Below are 15,714 nucleotides of genomic sequence, written 5' to 3'. Positions count from 1 at the left end.
CAGGACGTCCGCGGATGCTGCATCCCGACAGGAAAGTTATCAAAGGAATCGACATGAGCAACGGAACCATCGTTCAGTGCATCGGCGCCGTGGTGGATATTCAGTTCCCCCGCGATCACATGCCCAAGATCTATGAAGCCCTCACCCTGGTGGATGAAGGGACTTCGTTCGTGGAAAAGGGCCTGACCCTCGAAGTCCAGCAACAGCTGGGCGACGGCGTGGTTCGTACCATCGCGCTGGGCTCCAGCGACGGCCTGCGCCGCGGCATGCAAGTCGCCGGCACCGGCGCCCCCATCTCGGTGCCGGTCGGCGTCGGCACGCTGGGTCGCATCATGGATGTGCTGGGTCGTCCGATCGACGAAGCCGGCCCCATTCAGCACGAAGAAAAGCGCGCCATCCACCAGGAAGCGCCGCGCTTTGACGAACTGTCGCCTTCCGTCGAACTGCTGGAAACCGGCATCAAGGTTATCGACCTGGTGTGCCCGTTCGCCAAGGGCGGCAAGGTCGGCCTGTTCGGCGGCGCCGGCGTGGGCAAGACCGTCAACATGATGGAACTGATCAACAACATCGCCAAGCAGCACAGCGGCTTGTCGGTGTTCGCCGGTGTGGGCGAGCGTACCCGCGAAGGCAACGACTTCTACCATGAAATGGAAGAGTCGAACGTTCTGGACAAGGTCGCCATGGTGTTCGGCCAGATGAACGAACCTCCCGGCAACCGTCTGCGCGTGGCGCTGACCGGCCTGAGCATGGCCGAGAAGTTCCGCGACGAAGGCCGCGACATCCTGTTCTTCGTCGACAACATCTACCGCTACACCCTGGCCGGCACGGAAGTGTCCGCGCTGCTGGGCCGTATGCCGTCGGCAGTGGGTTACCAGCCGACGCTGGCCGAGGAAATGGGCAAGCTGCAAGAGCGCATCACCTCGACCAAGACTGGCTCGATCACCTCCATCCAGGCCGTTTACGTGCCGGCGGATGACTTGACCGACCCGTCGCCTGCCACCACCTTCCAGCATTTGGACTCGACCGTGGTGCTGTCGCGTGATATCGCCGCCCTGGGTATCTACCCCGCCGTCGAACCGTTGGACTCGACCAGCCGCCAGCTGGACCCGCAAGTGGTTGGCGAAGAGCACTACGCCACTGCCCGCGCCGTTCAACAGACGCTGCAGAAGTACAAGGAACTGCGCGACATCATCGCCATTCTGGGTATGGACGAACTGTCGCCGGAAGACAAGCTGAGCGTGGCGCGCGCCCGCAAGATCCAGCGTTTCCTGTCGCAGCCTTTCCACGTGGCCGAAGTGTTCACCGGCTCGCCTGGCAAGTACGTGCCCTTGGCCGAAACCATCCGTGGTTTCAAGATGATCGTCAACGGCGAGTGCGATGCGCTGCCCGAGCAGGCTTTCTACATGGTCGGTACCATCGACGAGGCCTTCGAGAAGGCCAAGAAACTGCAATAAGGATCGGATATGGCTACCCTGCATGTTGATGTCGTCAGCGCGGAAGCGTCGATTTTCTCCGGTGAGGCGAAATTCGTGGTTCTGCCTGGCGAAGCGGGCGAGCTCGGCATCCTGCCGGGGCACACCCCGCTGATTTCGCGGATTCGTCCGGGGACGCTGAAAATCGTGCGAGCCGACGATGGCGAAGAAAACGTCTTCGTCGCCGGGGGCATCCTGGAAGTGCAACCGGGCAGCGTGACGGTCTTGGCCGACACCGCTATCCGCGCTGCCGACCTGGATGAAGCCAAGGCCGAAGCCGCGCGCAAGAAGGCCGAAGAGGCCTTGCGCAATGCCAAGGACACGGCGGACATCGCCGTGGTCGAAGCTGAACTGGCGATGCTGACGGCGCAAGCCATCGCGGCGCGCCGTTTGCGCGGCGGTCGCGGTACGCACTAAGCGCTTCAGCGCTGAGCGATCCTGCTGGTGTGTCGGCAGCCCTTGCGGGCTTGCTTACCCCAGCAAAAAAAACCAGGCCTCGGGCCTGGTTTTTTTGTGCCTTGCGCAACATGTCTGCATATCTGGCTAAAATGTTGAGATCGATTGTCATTCAACTATTCAGTCAGCCCCGCGGAGACCTCCAGGATGGCCAAGCTGCCGATCAAGACGTGGTACGCGATACACAAATGGACCAGCCTGGTCTGCACGATTTTCCTGCTCATCATCTGTGTGACCGGGTTGCCGCTGGTTTTCCACGAGGAAATCGAGCACTGGCTCGATGATGCCAAGCCCTACGCCCAGGTGCCGGAAGGCACGCCGCGCGCCAGCCTGGACGGGATGGTGGCGACCGCCTCGCGCATGTTTCCCAACGAGGCCATCGAGTACGTCTTCATCGACGACGATGAACCGCAGGTCTATCTGGGCATGACCCCCAATCGTGCCGACAAATCGCTCAACCATGCGCTGCGTTTCGACGCGCACACCGGTGAAGTGGTGAAGGCCATCGGGTCCTCGGCGCAGGAAGGCCATAGCTTCATGGACGTCATGCTGCGCCTGCATATGGACCTGTTCGCGGATCTGCCTGGCGAACTGTTCCTGGGTTTCATGGGCCTGCTGTTCGTGGTGGCCGTGGTTTCGGGTGTCGTCCTGTACGGCCCCTTCATGAAGAAGATCGAATTCGGCACGGTGCGCGGCGACCGTTCCGCACGCATCAAATGGCTGGACCTGCATAACCTGCTGGGCGTTGTCACGCTGGTCTGGGCTTTCGTGGTCGGCCTGACGGGCGTGATCAACGAGCTCTCCACGCCGATGTTCCGCTACTGGCAGTCCACCGCCTTGCAGGGACTGCTGGAACCTTATCGCGGCAAGCCGACGCCGCAACTGGGCCAGTTGGCGTCCCTGGACGCCATTGCCGCGACCGTGAGCAAGTCGTCGCCTGGCATGACGTTGACGTCCATCACCTTCCCCGGCAACGCCTATGGCAGCCCTTATCACTTCATCACCTGGTCCAAGGGCCAGACGCCGCTGACTTCGCGCCTGTTCAGCCCCGCGCTGCTGGACGCGCAGACGGGTAAATTATCCGCCCAGGTCGAGATGCCCTGGTACCTGCGCGCGCTGGAAGTGTCACGGCCCCTGCATTTCGGCGACTACGGCGGCATGCCCCTGAAGATCATCTGGGCCTTGCTGGACGTGGTGACCATCATCGTGCTGGGCAGCGGCCTGTATCTGTGGATCGCGCGGCGCCGCACCGCTGCCGCACGCATCGCGGAACTGGAAGCGCGCCACAAGGCCTGGGCCGACGCACGCGCCTGACGCCCCACCGGCGACCAAAGCATCCGTGCAGCTTTTCCCTTAAGTGGGCGTTGCAATGCGGAGCTTCCGTATTGCCCGGGTACTCACCGATCTCTAGCCTTGGGTCTCCAAGGCAAAAGACATACGGGAGTAGCGAACAATGCGCGAGACGCTGGACTGCGGTGTATTGATGGTGCCGCCGCATCACGGCTGGATGCTGGAATGGATCAGCCGGCATGCCCAGGCCCTGGGCCGTTTGCGGCTCTATCCCGTGCACTTCGACGAGAAAACCCTGGGCGGTCCGGCCGGCACGGCGTCAGCCGTGCATGCGTCCACGGCGGCCATGGTGCCCACGGTGCCTGGCGGCGCGCCGGCGATGGAAGTCCCCGCCGAGGTGCTGTCACGCCTGGCCATCCCCCTGCGCCGCTACGACGTGTGCGTCCTGCCGGTCACCCCCGCTACGGTGGCCTGGACCCGCACTGCACTGGCTTGCGCCCGTTCGCAATTGCATACGCCGTTGCTGGCCCTGGCGCGGGGCCTGAAGGCCGCGGCCGTGCAGGACCTGCTGGTGTTGGGGCTGCAGGACTTCGCCCTGCATCGCGCCTGCGCGGACGAGTTGCGCGCGCGCCTGTCGCGCCTGGCCGAAACGGCGCCGCGCGCGGACCTGGCGCCCGTGGCCTATACGCTGCAGGCACCGGTGGCCCTGTCCATCAATGACACGATGGTCAGCTATGACGTCATCAGGCGGGGGGCGGAGCGCCCGGGGCGGGCGCGGCCCGGTAGCGACCGTCCGCATGCGCCGGGCGCGCCGGGGCTGAATGCCGCGGCGGCCCCTGCAGCCACCGCGGACGCCGATGGCAGATATGACGAGGATCCCGATGCGATCTCCTTCCTGGACGAACTCGCCAGCCAGCGCCGTTCGGCGGACCGGGCCGCGCTGGGGGCGTGCGGCGCCGCCGGCCCGCGCCGCATGCCGGGCATCACCCCGGACGAGCCGTTTCGCGTGGCCAAGTCCCGGGTGGTCGGTTGTTTCGAGCGCGATTACGTCCGCACGGCGCTGTCGCGCCACGCCGGTAACGTGGCCAGCGCTGCCCGCGCGTCGGCCAAGCACAGGCGCGCCTTTTGGGCTTTGATGCGCAAGCATGCCATCGACGCCGACCCCTATCGCGTCCACGAAGGCGCGGAGGAAGACGACTGACCGGGCATGCCCGAGGCCAGAGGGTAAAATGGCCGGCTTGATCAAGAGAAAGAACCAGAGAAGCCTGTGTCCACTGCCACGCTGAAGAACGACGTATTCCTGCGCGCGCTGTCGCGCGAGCCGGTCCCGTACACGCCCGTGTGGCTGATGCGCCAGGCCGGCCGCTACCTGCCGGAATACAATGCGACCCGGGCCCGCGCGGGCTCCTTCATGGGCCTGGCACAGAACCCGGCGTTCGCCGCCGAAGTGACCCTGCAGCCGCTGGAGCGTTATCCGCTGGACGCGGCCATCCTGTTCTCCGACATTCTTACCGTGCCCCACGCCATGGGCCTGGGCCTGGAGTTTCGTGCGGGCGAGGGGCCGCATTTCGACCGTCCCGTGCGCGACGAAAGCGATGTCGACGCGCTGAGGGTGCCGGACATGGACGCGCTGCGTTACGTCTTCGATGCGGTGTCGCTGATCCGCCGCGAGCTGGACGGCCGCGTGCCCCTGATCGGTTTCGCGGGCAGCCCCTGGACCGTCGCGTGTTACATGGTCGAAGGCAAGGGCAGTTCGGACTACCGCCTGATCAAGTCCATGCTGTACGGCCGTCCCGACCTGCTGCATCGCATCCTGGAAATCAACGCGCAAGCCACGGCGAACTATCTCAACGCCCAGATCGACGCCGGCGCCCAGGCCGTCATGCTGTTCGACAGCTGGGGCGGCGTGCTGGCCGACGGCCTGTACCAGCAGTTCTCCCTGGCGTATACGCGCCAGGTGGTCGCGGCCCTGAAGCGGGAAAACGAAGGCCGGCGCGTGCCGGTGATCGTGTTCACCAAGGGCGGCGGCCTGTGGCTGGAAGATATCGCCGCCTGTGGCGCCGACGCCGTGGGCCTGGACTGGACGGTCAACCTGGCCCAGGCACGCCGGCGCGTGAACGACAGCGTGGCACTGCAGGGCAACCTCGATCCCATGTCCTTGTTCGGTGGCGGTCCCGCCGTCCGGGCCGAGGCCCGCCGCGTCATCGACGGGTTTGGCAAGGTTGGACAGGGTGGTCATGTGTTCAATCTGGGCCACGGAATTTCGCAATTCACTCCGCCTGAAGCTGTAGCTGAATTGGTCGACGAAGTGCATGGCTACAGCCGCGCGTTTCACGCCAGCTAGCGCTTATGTGAGTAATCGCTTCGCCGGTTTGGCGCTACCACGGCCCGCTTCAAATCCAAGTTGTGCACAGCAACGAGGGTATAAGCAAAACAGTGCATCTTCTTAGTTTCAATCTGGAAAGTTTCGCTAAGTGCTTGATTGATAGCGATAAAATTAAATCAAAAAATATTTGGCGTGAATCTTGAGCTTGTGGTAGCCCGGCAGTGAGGGGATATCCCAAAGATTTTCCCCAAAGTTATCCACAGGACGTCAGGCTACGTTTCAGCGGTGTTTCAAGTCACGGCGGGACAGAGCCTTAGCGTCCATTTGCAGAATTCACTTTAATTCCAGCCACCACTCCAGACCCTCATCCTTTTTGCCGATTGTGTCCCTTCCCATGCCGCCATCCGCTCCGCCCGCTGACTTGCTAGCCGACGCGCCGGGCGAACTGGCCGCGCCTGGACCTTCGGATGCCATGGGGGCACCGGCCGCGGCTGCGACAACGGCGGCGCTGGGTGCGATGGGAGCGCCGGACGCACCGGAGGCGCCGGGTGTAGCCGGTGCAAGCGGCGCGGCGGGCGTTGCCTGGGTGAGGGTGGCGCTGGACGTGCCTCTGCCGGGTCCTTTCGACTACCGCGCGCAGGCGCCGCTGGCGGCGGGGCTGCGCGTGATCGTGCCGTTCGGCCGTCGCCGCATGATAGGCGTGGTTGTGGATAATCCCGCCGAGCCGTCCTTCGATCCTGCCCAGGTCAAGGCGATCGAGCGGGTGCTGGACGATCTGCCGCCTTTCGGGGCCGATTGGCTGCGCCTGGCCGCGTTCGCCGCCGATTATTACCAGCGCCCCCTGGGCGAGGTGATGTTGCCGGCCTTGCCGCCGCCCTTGCGCAAGGTGTCGGCCTACGAAGGCCAACGGTCGGCGACCGGCCCGGTCGCCCGGATGGACCAGCGCGCCGCGCCCAATCCGTCCAAAAAGAAACGGACCTCCAAGGCCTTACAGGCCACCACGGCCTCCCCCGCCGCCCCCATGGCATTGGCCGGCGCCCCCGTGGCTGCCGTCGCGCCCGTCCTCAACCCAGACCAGCAGGCCGCTGTCGACGCCATCGCCGCCGTGCAGGGCTTCAAGCCGGTGCTGTTGCATGGGGTCACCGGCAGCGGCAAGACCGAGGTCTACCTGCATGCAGCCGAGCGCGTGCTCGCGGCTGGCCGCCAGGTCTTGCTGATGGTGCCGGAAATCAACCTGACCCCGCAGCTGGAAGCTGTCCTGCGCGCGCGCCTGGACACCGTGGCGGGCCCGGGTGCACTGGCCGTGCTGCACAGCGGCCTGGCCGACGGCGAACGCCTGCAGGCCTGGGCCCGCGCCCAGCGCGGCCAGGCGCGCGTGCTGCTTGGCACCCGCATGTCCGTGTTCGCCGCGCTGCCCGACCTGGGCCTGATCATCGTCGACGAAGAGCACGACGCGTCCTACAAGCAGCAGGACGGGCTGCGCTATTCCGCGCGCGACCTGGCCATCTGGCGCGCCCACGACCTGGATATCCCCGTCCTGCTGGGTTCCGCCACGCCTTCGCTGGAAAGCTGGCTGCATGCCGAACGAGGCCGCTATCTGCGCCTGACCCTGGCCGGCCGCGCCAAGTCCAGCAGCCTGCCGGCGATACGCCTGGTCGACACGCGCCGCCTGGCGATGAAGCAGGGCCTGTCGCCGCAGCTGACCGATGCCATCGGCAAGCGCCTGGAACGCGGCGAGCAATCGCTGGTGTTCCTGAACCGGCGCGGCTATGCACCGGTGCTGCATTGTTCGTCCTGCGCCTGGGTCAGCAATTGCCCGCGTTGTTCCGCCTACACGGTGCTGCACCGGGGACCGGGCGCGGGCGGCCACTTGCTGGCCTGCCACCACTGCGGCTTCCAGGCGCGCGTGCCGCGCGCCTGCCCGGAGTGCGGCGACCAGGATCTGCAACCCATGGGCCGCGGCACGCAACGCGTGGAGGAGCACCTGGGCGAGCTGTTCCCCGGCGCCCGCATCCTGCGCATCGACGCCGACAGTACGCGCCGCAAGGGCAGCGCGCAGGCGCTGTTCGCCAGCGTCCACGCCGGCGAGGTCGATATCCTGGTCGGCACACAGATGGTAGCCAAGGGGCATGATTTCTCGCGCCTGGGCCTGGTCGGCGTGATCAATGCCGACTCCATGCTGTTCGCCCATGATTTCCGCGCCCCTGAACGCCTGTTCGCGCAGTTGATGCAGGTGGCGGGGCGGGCCGGCCGCCATACCGAAGGCGGCGAAGTATTGATCCAGACCGGCTATCCCGAACAGCCGGTCTACCAGGCGCTGCTGCGGCACGACTATGCCGGCTTCGCCCGCCACGCCCTGCGCGAACGGGAAAGCACCGGCTTGCCGCCTTATGCCTACCAGGCCCTGCTTACCGCCGAGGCGCGCGAGCTGGCGCAGGCGCTGGCCTTCCTGCAGGAAGCGCGTGCCTTGCCGGAAAGCACCGGCGCTTTCGGCACCCTGGCGTCGACGATTACGCGCTACGATCCTGTACCGCTGCGCGTCGTCCGGGTGGCCAACGTCGAGCGCGCCCAACTGCTGGTGGAAAGCGGCCATCGCCCCGCGCTGCAGGCCTTCCTGTCCACCTGGTCCGCCATGCTGCCGCAAGTGGCCAGCGCCCACCGCGTGCGCTGGCAGCTCGAAGTCGATCCCCTGGAAATCTGATCCCGCCATGTCCAACTCCGTTCCCGCCGGTTTGAATGCGCCGCAGCGCGAGGCCGTCCTGTACCTGGGCGGCCCCTGCCTGGTGCTGGCTGGCGCGGGCAGCGGCAAGACGCGCGTCATCACGCAGAAGATCGCCTACCTGCTGCAGGATTGCGGCTACCAGGGCCGCAACATCGTGGCGCTGACCTTCACCAACAAGGCGGCGCGCGAGATGGACGAGCGGGTCAAGACCCTGGTCGAGCGCAAGCTGTCCAAGGGCCTGACCATCAGCACCTTCCACGCGCTGGGCGTGCGCCTGTTGCGCGAGGAAGCGCGCCATGCCGGGCTCAAGCCGCAGTTCTCCATCCTGGATGCGGACGACGCCATGGGCATCGTGCAGGAACTGCTGGCCACCACCGACAAAAGCCGCCTGCGCGCCGTGCAGCAGACCATTTCGCTGTGGAAAAATGCCTTGCTGGATCCGGATGGCGCGGAGAAGTCCGCCTCCACGCCTTCGGAGTTCGAGGCCGCGCGCGTCTATCGCAGCTATGCCGCCACGCTGGCGGCTTACCAGGCGGTCGATTTCGACGACCTGATCCTGGTGCCGGCGCGGCTGCTGGAAAACAATGAAGAGGTGCGCACGCGCTGGCAGAACCGCGTGCGTTATCTGCTGGTCGACGAGTACCAGGACACTAATGTGTGCCAGTACCGGCTGGTGCAGCTGCTGACGGGCGATCGCGCCATGTTTACGGCGGTCGGCGACGATGACCAGGCCATCTATGCGTGGCGCGGCGCCACCATCGAGAACCTGGCCAAGTTGCCCAAGGACTATCCCAGCCTGAAGCTGATCAAGCTGGAGCAGAATTACCGTTCGGTGCAGCGCATCCTGGCCGCGGCCAACGAGGTCATCGGCAAGAATCCCAAGCTGTTCGACAAGAAGTTGTGGTCGGACCTGGCGCATGGCGAACCCATCGTCGTCACGCCCATGGACGGCGAAGAGGCCGAGGCCGAAGCGACCGCCATGAAGATATCCGCGTCGCGCTTCGAACGGCAGGCGCAGTGGAAGGACTATGCGATCTTGTATCGCAGCAATCATCAGTCGCGCATCATGGAACAGGCGCTGCGCAATCTGAAGATTCCGTACACCATCGCCGGCGGCCAGAGTTTTTTCGACAAGGCGGAGATCCGCGATGTGCTGGCGTATCTGCGCCTGATCGCCAACGACGAAGATGATCCCGCCTTCATCCGTGCGGCGACCACGCCCAAGCGCGGCATCGGCCAGACCACCTTGCAGACCTTGGGCCAGTACGCGGCCGACCGGCAGCTGTCCCTGTTCGCGGCGGTGTTCGAGCATGGGCTGGAAACCCGCCTGCAGCCGCGCCAGCTGGAACAGTTGCGGGTGTTCGCGGAGTTCATCCAGCGGATCCAGTGGCGGGCCGGGCGCGGCAAGGCGGGCGAGAAGCCGACGTCGGCGGAACCGGCTGGCGTCATCCTGGACGACCTGCTGGGGGCCATTCAGTACGAGCGCCATCTCTACGACATCATGGAAGAGAAGCCGGCGCAGTCGCGCTGGGCCAACGTGATGGAGTTGACTTCCTGGCTCAAGCGCAAGTCCGAGGAAGATGGACTGACCTTGTTCGAGCTGGTGCAGCATGTCGCCTTGGTGACCATGCTGGAGCGGGGGGAAGAGGAAACGCCTGATGCGGTGAAGATGACGACGCTGCATGCGTCCAAGGGCCTGGAGTATCCGCACGTCTACATGGTGGGCGTGGAAGAGGGCTTGTTGCCGCACATGGGCAAGGACGAGGAGGAAGGCGATCCGGCCAAGGCGGCCGAGTCGCTGGCGAGCCGCATCGAGGAAGAGCGGCGCTTGATGTATGTCGGTATCACGCGGGCGCAACGCACGCTCAACCTGAGCTGGTGCAAGAAGCGCCGGCGGGCCCGCGAAGACCTGGTACGCGAGCCTTCGCGTTTCATCGAGGAAATGGGACTGGGGGATGCCCGTTTCCCCGAAGACGAGGAAACCCGCGCCATGAGCCCGAAACAACGCCTGGATATGTTGAAGGCGTTATTAAAAAAATAGGCAGGCGCATTGCGCAGGCCTGTTCGATTTGGAACGTCGTGCAGGTGGTCTGGCGACTCCGCTGACGCCGCCTCGTGAGCAGGCTTCTTCAGAAAATTTTTGAAGGGGTTTTTTAAAAAAACCCCTTTTTCATTTTTCTGAAGAACTCCGCTCTTACTCCAGGTCGCGCAGCAGCAACTGCCAGAACTGAGCCCGCGGGGCCAGCGTGCTGACCAGGATGTATTCATTCAACGTGTGCGCGCCATCGCCATCGGCGCCCAGGCCGTCCAGCGTAGGCACCCCCATCGCCGACGTGAAATTCGCGTCGCTGCCCCCACCCGTCATCGGCGCATCGTCCAACTCGAAACCCGCTGCCGTGGCGAACAGGCGGGCCTTGCCCAGCAACTGCGTCGTGGCCTCGGACTTCACCATCGGCGGGCGATTCAGTTCCACATCGATGTCCAGCGACACGTCCGGACCGACCGCCGTCAAACCCCGCATGCGCGTCAAGGTGTCCTCGGCCGCTTCCATCGTCGGCACGCGGAAATCCACCACGCAATTGCACAAGGCCGGCACCGTGTTGGTCACCGTACCGCCGCTGATGGTCCCGACGCTGACCGTGACACCACGCTCGTAATCCGTCATCGCTTCCAGGGCCAACACCTGATGCGCCATTTCCCGGATCGCGCTGCGGCCCTTCTCATGCTGCATGCCGGCATGCGACGGCCGTCCCTTGACCTGCAGGCGCAGCATGCCGGTGCCCTTGCGCGCGGTCACGCACTTGCCGCCGTTGGGGCGGGCCGGCTCGCACACCAGGCCATAGCGCGCATTGCCGGCATAGGACTCGATGGCGGCACGCGACGCATGGCTGCCGGTTTCCTCGTCGGGCACCAGCAGGAAATCGATCGGCAGGCGGGTCGCGTCCGGCTTGGCCAGCGTGGCCAAGGCCGTCAGCGCCAGATAGATGCCGCCCTTCATGTCATAGCTGCCCGGCCCGTAGAGCTTGTCGCCGTCGATGCGGCAGGGGTTCTCGTTCAAGGTGCCGACCGGATGCACCGTGTCCATGTGCGCCAGCACCAGGACACCGGGGCGCGTGTCGCCCTGGGCACGGTTGGTCACGTACAGCAGCGGACCAACGGCGTCGCCCAGCGACGTCAACTGCGTGGTCAGGCCGGCGGCGCGCGCCTGCTGTTCCACCAGCGCGGCCATGGCGGCCACGCCGGCCGGCGAGTTCGACGGCGACTCGCATTCGATCCATTTGCGGATGCCCTCGGCCAGCGCGGCCGAATCAGGCAGATTGGAAGAGATGGGCAGGGCGGACATGATGTGGCCTCTCGGTTTGATACCCGGTTCGGTATCGTTGGATTGTGTACGTGCTGAATGACGCGGTGTTTGTCCAAAGGTTGCCTGGCAGCGGAAACAGGTCGGACGCGGCGCGCTCGCACTTCGGCGCGGCGGCGGCCTTCCTGGCTCCGCGCTCAGGCGACGTTCTTGCCGGCCAGTGCCGCCATCGTGGCGTCATCGGGCATGCCGCCGTCGAACCACAGGCTGGCGCAGACGGCCGACATGGCCTTGCCGTCATGGCCGATGCCGGGCACGGAAATCAACTGCCAGTTGAACGGCACGCCGCGCCGCTCCGCTTCACGGCGGCCGGCTTCGAAATAATGCCGGGCGCGCGCATAGCGATGCGGTCCCTGCCGCAGTGCCGCGGGTTCGGAAGGAAGGTTGGGATCGCTGGTGACGATATCCTGGTCGCCGGCCAGCAGCGTCATTGGATAGGCCAGCAGGCGCAACAGATGGTCTTCGGTCAGCCCCACGCCATCCAGTCCTTCCGGATAGGGATGGTCGAACGTCGGCAGCGTGTACCAGCCCGGATTGCCCGCCGTCACCGCCTTGAACGGCGCATGCGACTGGCTCGACATCAGGCGATGGACGAATTGCCCGCCGGCGGAGTGGCCGAACAGATAGGCCTGGTCGGTGGTGGTGATCTCGGCTTCACGCAGGTCGGCGAAGATGCGCTGCGGCAGCACGTAGGTCCAGCCGGCCACCGGACGCACATTGCCGCCCGGCGTGAAGACGCGGCCGTTGTTGTAGCTCTCGACCCCCGGCCAGATTTCATTGGAGAAGGTCGGCGCGACGATCAGCAGCTTGTGCTTGTCGGCCGCGGGGATCCAGAAGTCGCGATAGTCGTCGCCGTTGCGCAGGACGCCGTGCTGCACGATGACGACCGGCCGGTCCGGCGTATAGCCATAGGGTCGGTAAGTCTGCAGCGTGAAGGGACGATCGCTGTTGCGGTCCTCGTCCAGGTAGGCCATGGCATTGCGCCCGGCGTGGTTCAGTTCAAGGATCAGGCGTTCGACGTTATTCGATGGCACGGGCATGATGGGATCTCGGTTTGCGGGGCGGTGGCTCACGCGCTCGCGCTGTTCAAATGGCAGGCTGACCAGTGCCCTGGCGCTATTTCTTCCAGCGGCGGCACTTGTTCACGGCAGCGCGGCATCGCATGCGGGCAGCGCGGATTGAAGGCACAACCCGGCGGTGGCGCCAGCGGCGACGGAATCTCTCCCTTGATCGGCACGAACTGGCGGCCGCGCCGCGCCACGTCCGGTACTTCGGCCAGCAGCGCCTGCGTATAGGGGTGGTTGGCGCGGGCGAAGATTTCCGCCGCGGTGGAGATCTCAACGATCTTGCCCAGGTACATGATGGCCACGCGATCGGAGATGTGCTTCACCACGCCAAGATCGTGGCTGATGAACAGATACGTCAGGTCGTGCTGCTCGCGCAGGTCCATGAACAGGTTGATCACCTGTGCCTGGATGGACACGTCCAGCGCCGCCACCGGTTCGTCGCAGACCAGGAAGGACGGCGACACCATCAGGGCGCGGGCAATGCCGATGCGCTGGCGCTGGCCGCCGGAAATCTGGTGCGGCAGGCGCTCGCGGTATTCGGGGTCCAGGCCCACCGAGGCCAGGATGCTCTCGATGCGCGCGGGAATCTCCGCCGCCGGCGCCAGCTTGTGCACCTTCAGCGCCTCGCCGAGGATCTGCTTGACGCGTTGGCGCGGATTCAAGGAAGCCTGCGGATCCTGGAAGACCATCTGCACGCCCAGCACGTAGTCCAGGCGTTCACGGCCGCGCAGTTCCGTGACCGGGCGGCCCTGGTAGCGCAGGTCCCCTTCGGTCTGGCGATACAAGCCGGCCACCACGCGGCCCAGGGTCGACTTGCCGCAACCGGATTCGCCCACCAGGCCCAGCACCTCGCCCCGCGCGATCGACAGGCTGACACCGTTGACGGCGTGTACCGTGCGCCGGTCCAGCGGCCTGCCGGCCAGGGCCAGCAGGCGCTGCGCCAGGTCGGGGCGCTGTTCGAAACGTTTGTGGACGTTGTCCAGTTCGATCACTGGCGCGCCGGGGGCTATGCCGGCGGCCTTGGCCGGCGCCGCCGTAGCGGGCGACGGCACGGTAGTGTCCTGTGTGCTCATATCCTGCATACTCATTGCACCACCTTCACATCCACCTGCGCGGCCGGCGCCGGGCCGGCGGCCTTGACTGGCGCATGGCAGTGAAAGCTGCGCTTGCCCTCGTTGGTCACGCCGGGGAAGGTCTCCGTACAGCGCGTGATGGCGTTCGGACAGCGCGGCCGGAACGGACAGCCCGAGGGCCGTGCCGACAGCGTGGGCGCCATGCCGTTGATCTGCTGCAGGCGCCCGCCCGGCGTGGCGGTGCCGGGCATCGAACGCAGCAGGCCTTGCGTGTAGGGGTGGCGCGGCGCTTCCAGCACTTCCGCCACGGGTCCGGTCTCGACGATACGGCCGGCGTACATCACGGCCACGCGATCGGCCAGTTCAGCCACCACGCCCAGGTCATGGGTGATCCAGATCAGCGCGGTGTCATTGTTGCGGCAGATCTCCTGCATGCGATACAGGATCTGCCCCTGGATGGTGACATCCAGCGCCGTGGTCGGCTCGTCGGCGATGATCAGGTCCGGGTTGTTCAGCATGGCGATGGCGATCGCCACGCGCTGGCGCATGCCGCCGGAGAACTCGTGCGGATAGCTGCGCAGGCGCGATTCGGGCGAGGGTATCCCCACCATGGCCAGCGCGTCGCGGCAGCGTGCCATGGCTTCGGCCTTGCTGACGTTTTCGTGGGTCAGGATGGCCTCGGCCATCTGCTCACCGACGCGCAGCACCGGATTGAGCGTCATCAGGGGATCCTGGAAGATCATCGCGATGCGGTTGCCACGCAGGCGGCGCATGCTTTCTTCATCCAGTTTGCGCAGGTCCTTGCCCTTGAACTTGACCTCGCCTTCGACCACTTCGCCGGGTGGGTCGATCAGGCCCAGCAGGGAAAAGCCGGTGACCGACTTGCCGGAACCCGATTCGCCGACCAGGCCCAGGATTTCACCCCGGCGCAGCGTCAGGTTGACGCCGTCGACGGCCGGCCAGGCGCCGGCGGTAGTGTGGAATGCGGTGCGCAGATTGCGCACGTCGAGAATAATGTCGCTCATCGTCGCGGGTCCAGGCTGGCGCGCAGACGGTCGCCCAGGATATTGATGGTCAGGATCAGCAGCAGCAGCGCGATACCGGGGAACAGGCTGATCCAGTAGTCGCCCGACAGCAGGTACTGGAAGCCATTGGCGATCAGCAGTCCCAGGGAGGGTTCGGTGATGGGCACGCCCACGCCAAGAAAGGACAGCGTCGCTTCCAGCGCAATGGCGTTGGCGATCTGCACGGTGGCGTAGACCATGACGGGCCCCATGCAGTTGGGCATCAGGTGGAACAGGATGATGCGCCAGGCGGGAAAGCCCAGGTTGGTGGCGGCTTCCACGTATTCCTTGCGCCGTTCCTGCAGGGCGCGGCCCCGCATGATGCGGGCGTAATGCGCCCATTGCACCAGCACCAGCGCCAGGATCACCTTGTCCACGCCGCGTCCCATCACGGCCAGCAGCACCAGCGCCACCAGGATGGAAGGAAAGCCGAGCACGAAGTCCACCACGCGCATCAGCACCGCATCGATGAGGCCGCCGGCGTAGGCGGCCACCAGGCCCACCACGCTGCCTACCGCGGTGGCCAGGAATACCGCGCTCAGGCCCACCAGCAGGCTGATGCGCAGCCCGTACAGGATGGCGCTGAGCATGTCGCGGCCCTGGTCATCGGTGCCGAGCCAGTACATATGGCCGTCCATCGAGGCCGAACGGGGCGGCAGGCGGCCGTCGAGCAGGTTCAGGTTGGCAAGGTCGTAGGGATTCTGCGGCGCGAAATAGGGGGCCAGCAGAATCACCACCGCCAGCACCAGCAGCACCAGCAGGGTGCCGCGCGCAGTGGGCACCGCATGGAGTTTCTTCAGGATGGCCGCGCGGCGTGGCGTCTCCGCGATGGGAGGCACGGTGCGCGTGCGGGCGGAATGGTCAGGAGTGGGCATGAGAGAGG

12 protein-coding genes are annotated in these 15,714 nt (G+C 65.6%); 7 read left to right on the top strand and 5 right to left on the bottom strand.

The genetic code is table 11. The features are described 5' to 3' along the window. Positions 1-53 precede the first annotated feature (53 nt). The 7 genes from atpD to CEY05_RS14825 all read left to right on the top strand — a co-directional run bounded on the left by atpD (position 54) and on the right by CEY05_RS14825 (position 10,307). On the top strand, positions 54-1,454 hold the full coding sequence (gene atpD / locus CEY05_RS14855; RefSeq protein ID WP_088599069.1) for a F0F1 ATP synthase subunit beta: 1,401 nt from the start codon (positions 54-56) through the stop codon (positions 1,452-1,454). Between the two features lie 9 nt (positions 1,455-1,463). Next, positions 1,464-1,889: a F0F1 ATP synthase subunit epsilon gene (locus CEY05_RS14850; protein ID WP_088599068.1), complete on the top strand. Its 426-nt coding sequence runs from the start codon at positions 1,464-1,466 to the stop codon at positions 1,887-1,889. A gap of 186 nt (positions 1,890-2,075) precedes the next feature. Further along, the gene (locus CEY05_RS14845; protein WP_088599067.1) at positions 2,076-3,242 is read left to right on the top strand and encodes a PepSY domain-containing protein; all 1,167 of its coding nucleotides are present in this window, start codon (positions 2,076-2,078) and stop codon (positions 3,240-3,242) included. A 139-nt stretch (positions 3,243-3,381) separates the two neighbouring features. After that, entirely contained in the window at positions 3,382-4,419 is a 1,038-nt protein-coding gene (locus CEY05_RS31725) for a hypothetical protein (protein WP_233161527.1), read from the top strand. Positions 4,420-4,485: 66 nt separating this feature from the next. After that, on the top strand, positions 4,486-5,562 hold the full coding sequence (hemE, locus tag CEY05_RS14835; RefSeq protein WP_088599066.1) for a uroporphyrinogen decarboxylase: 1,077 nt from the start codon (positions 4,486-4,488) through the stop codon (positions 5,560-5,562). 499 nt (positions 5,563-6,061) lie between these two features. Continuing rightward, positions 6,062-8,245: a primosomal protein N' gene (locus tag CEY05_RS14830; protein WP_088599065.1), complete on the top strand. Its 2,184-nt coding sequence runs from the start codon at positions 6,062-6,064 to the stop codon at positions 8,243-8,245. 7 nt (positions 8,246-8,252) lie between these two features. Further along, positions 8,253-10,307, top strand: a complete 2,055-nt coding sequence (locus tag CEY05_RS14825) for a UvrD-helicase domain-containing protein (RefSeq protein WP_088599064.1) — start codon at positions 8,253-8,255, stop codon at positions 10,305-10,307. A 153-nt stretch (positions 10,308-10,460) separates the two neighbouring features. On the opposite strand, the gene CEY05_RS14820 is transcribed toward CEY05_RS14825, so the two are convergent. From CEY05_RS14820 to CEY05_RS14800, 5 genes are all read right to left on the bottom strand, one after another. Beyond that, positions 10,461-11,594 (bottom strand): M20 family metallopeptidase, encoded by a 1,134-nt coding sequence (locus CEY05_RS14820; RefSeq protein ID WP_088599248.1) that lies wholly within the window; start codon positions 11,592-11,594, stop codon positions 10,461-10,463. A 170-nt stretch (positions 11,595-11,764) separates the two neighbouring features. Beyond that, a complete protein-coding gene (locus CEY05_RS14815) occupies positions 11,765-12,667 on the bottom strand; it encodes an alpha/beta hydrolase (RefSeq protein WP_088599063.1) in 903 nt (300 codons plus the stop codon). Positions 12,668-12,696: 29 nt separating this feature from the next. After that, on the bottom strand, positions 12,697-13,782 hold the full coding sequence (locus tag CEY05_RS14810; RefSeq protein ID WP_369825947.1) for an ABC transporter ATP-binding protein: 1,086 nt from the start codon (positions 13,780-13,782) through the stop codon (positions 12,697-12,699). Then, a complete protein-coding gene (locus CEY05_RS14805; RefSeq protein WP_088599062.1) occupies positions 13,779-14,792 on the bottom strand; it encodes an ABC transporter ATP-binding protein in 1,014 nt (337 codons plus the stop codon). Before CEY05_RS14805 ends, CEY05_RS14810 begins: the two co-directional genes overlap by 4 nt. Next, positions 14,789-15,706, bottom strand: coding sequence for an ABC transporter permease (locus tag CEY05_RS14800; protein WP_088599061.1), 918 nt, complete (start codon positions 15,704-15,706; stop codon positions 14,789-14,791). Before CEY05_RS14800 ends, CEY05_RS14805 begins: the two co-directional genes overlap by 4 nt. Between the last annotated feature and the right edge of the window lie 8 nt (positions 15,707-15,714).

This window comes from Achromobacter sp. HZ34, from assembly GCF_002209485.1.
Lineage (GTDB): Bacteria > Pseudomonadota > Gammaproteobacteria > Burkholderiales > Burkholderiaceae_B > Bordetella_C.
This window is presented reverse-complemented; position numbering and strand designations above follow the sequence as displayed.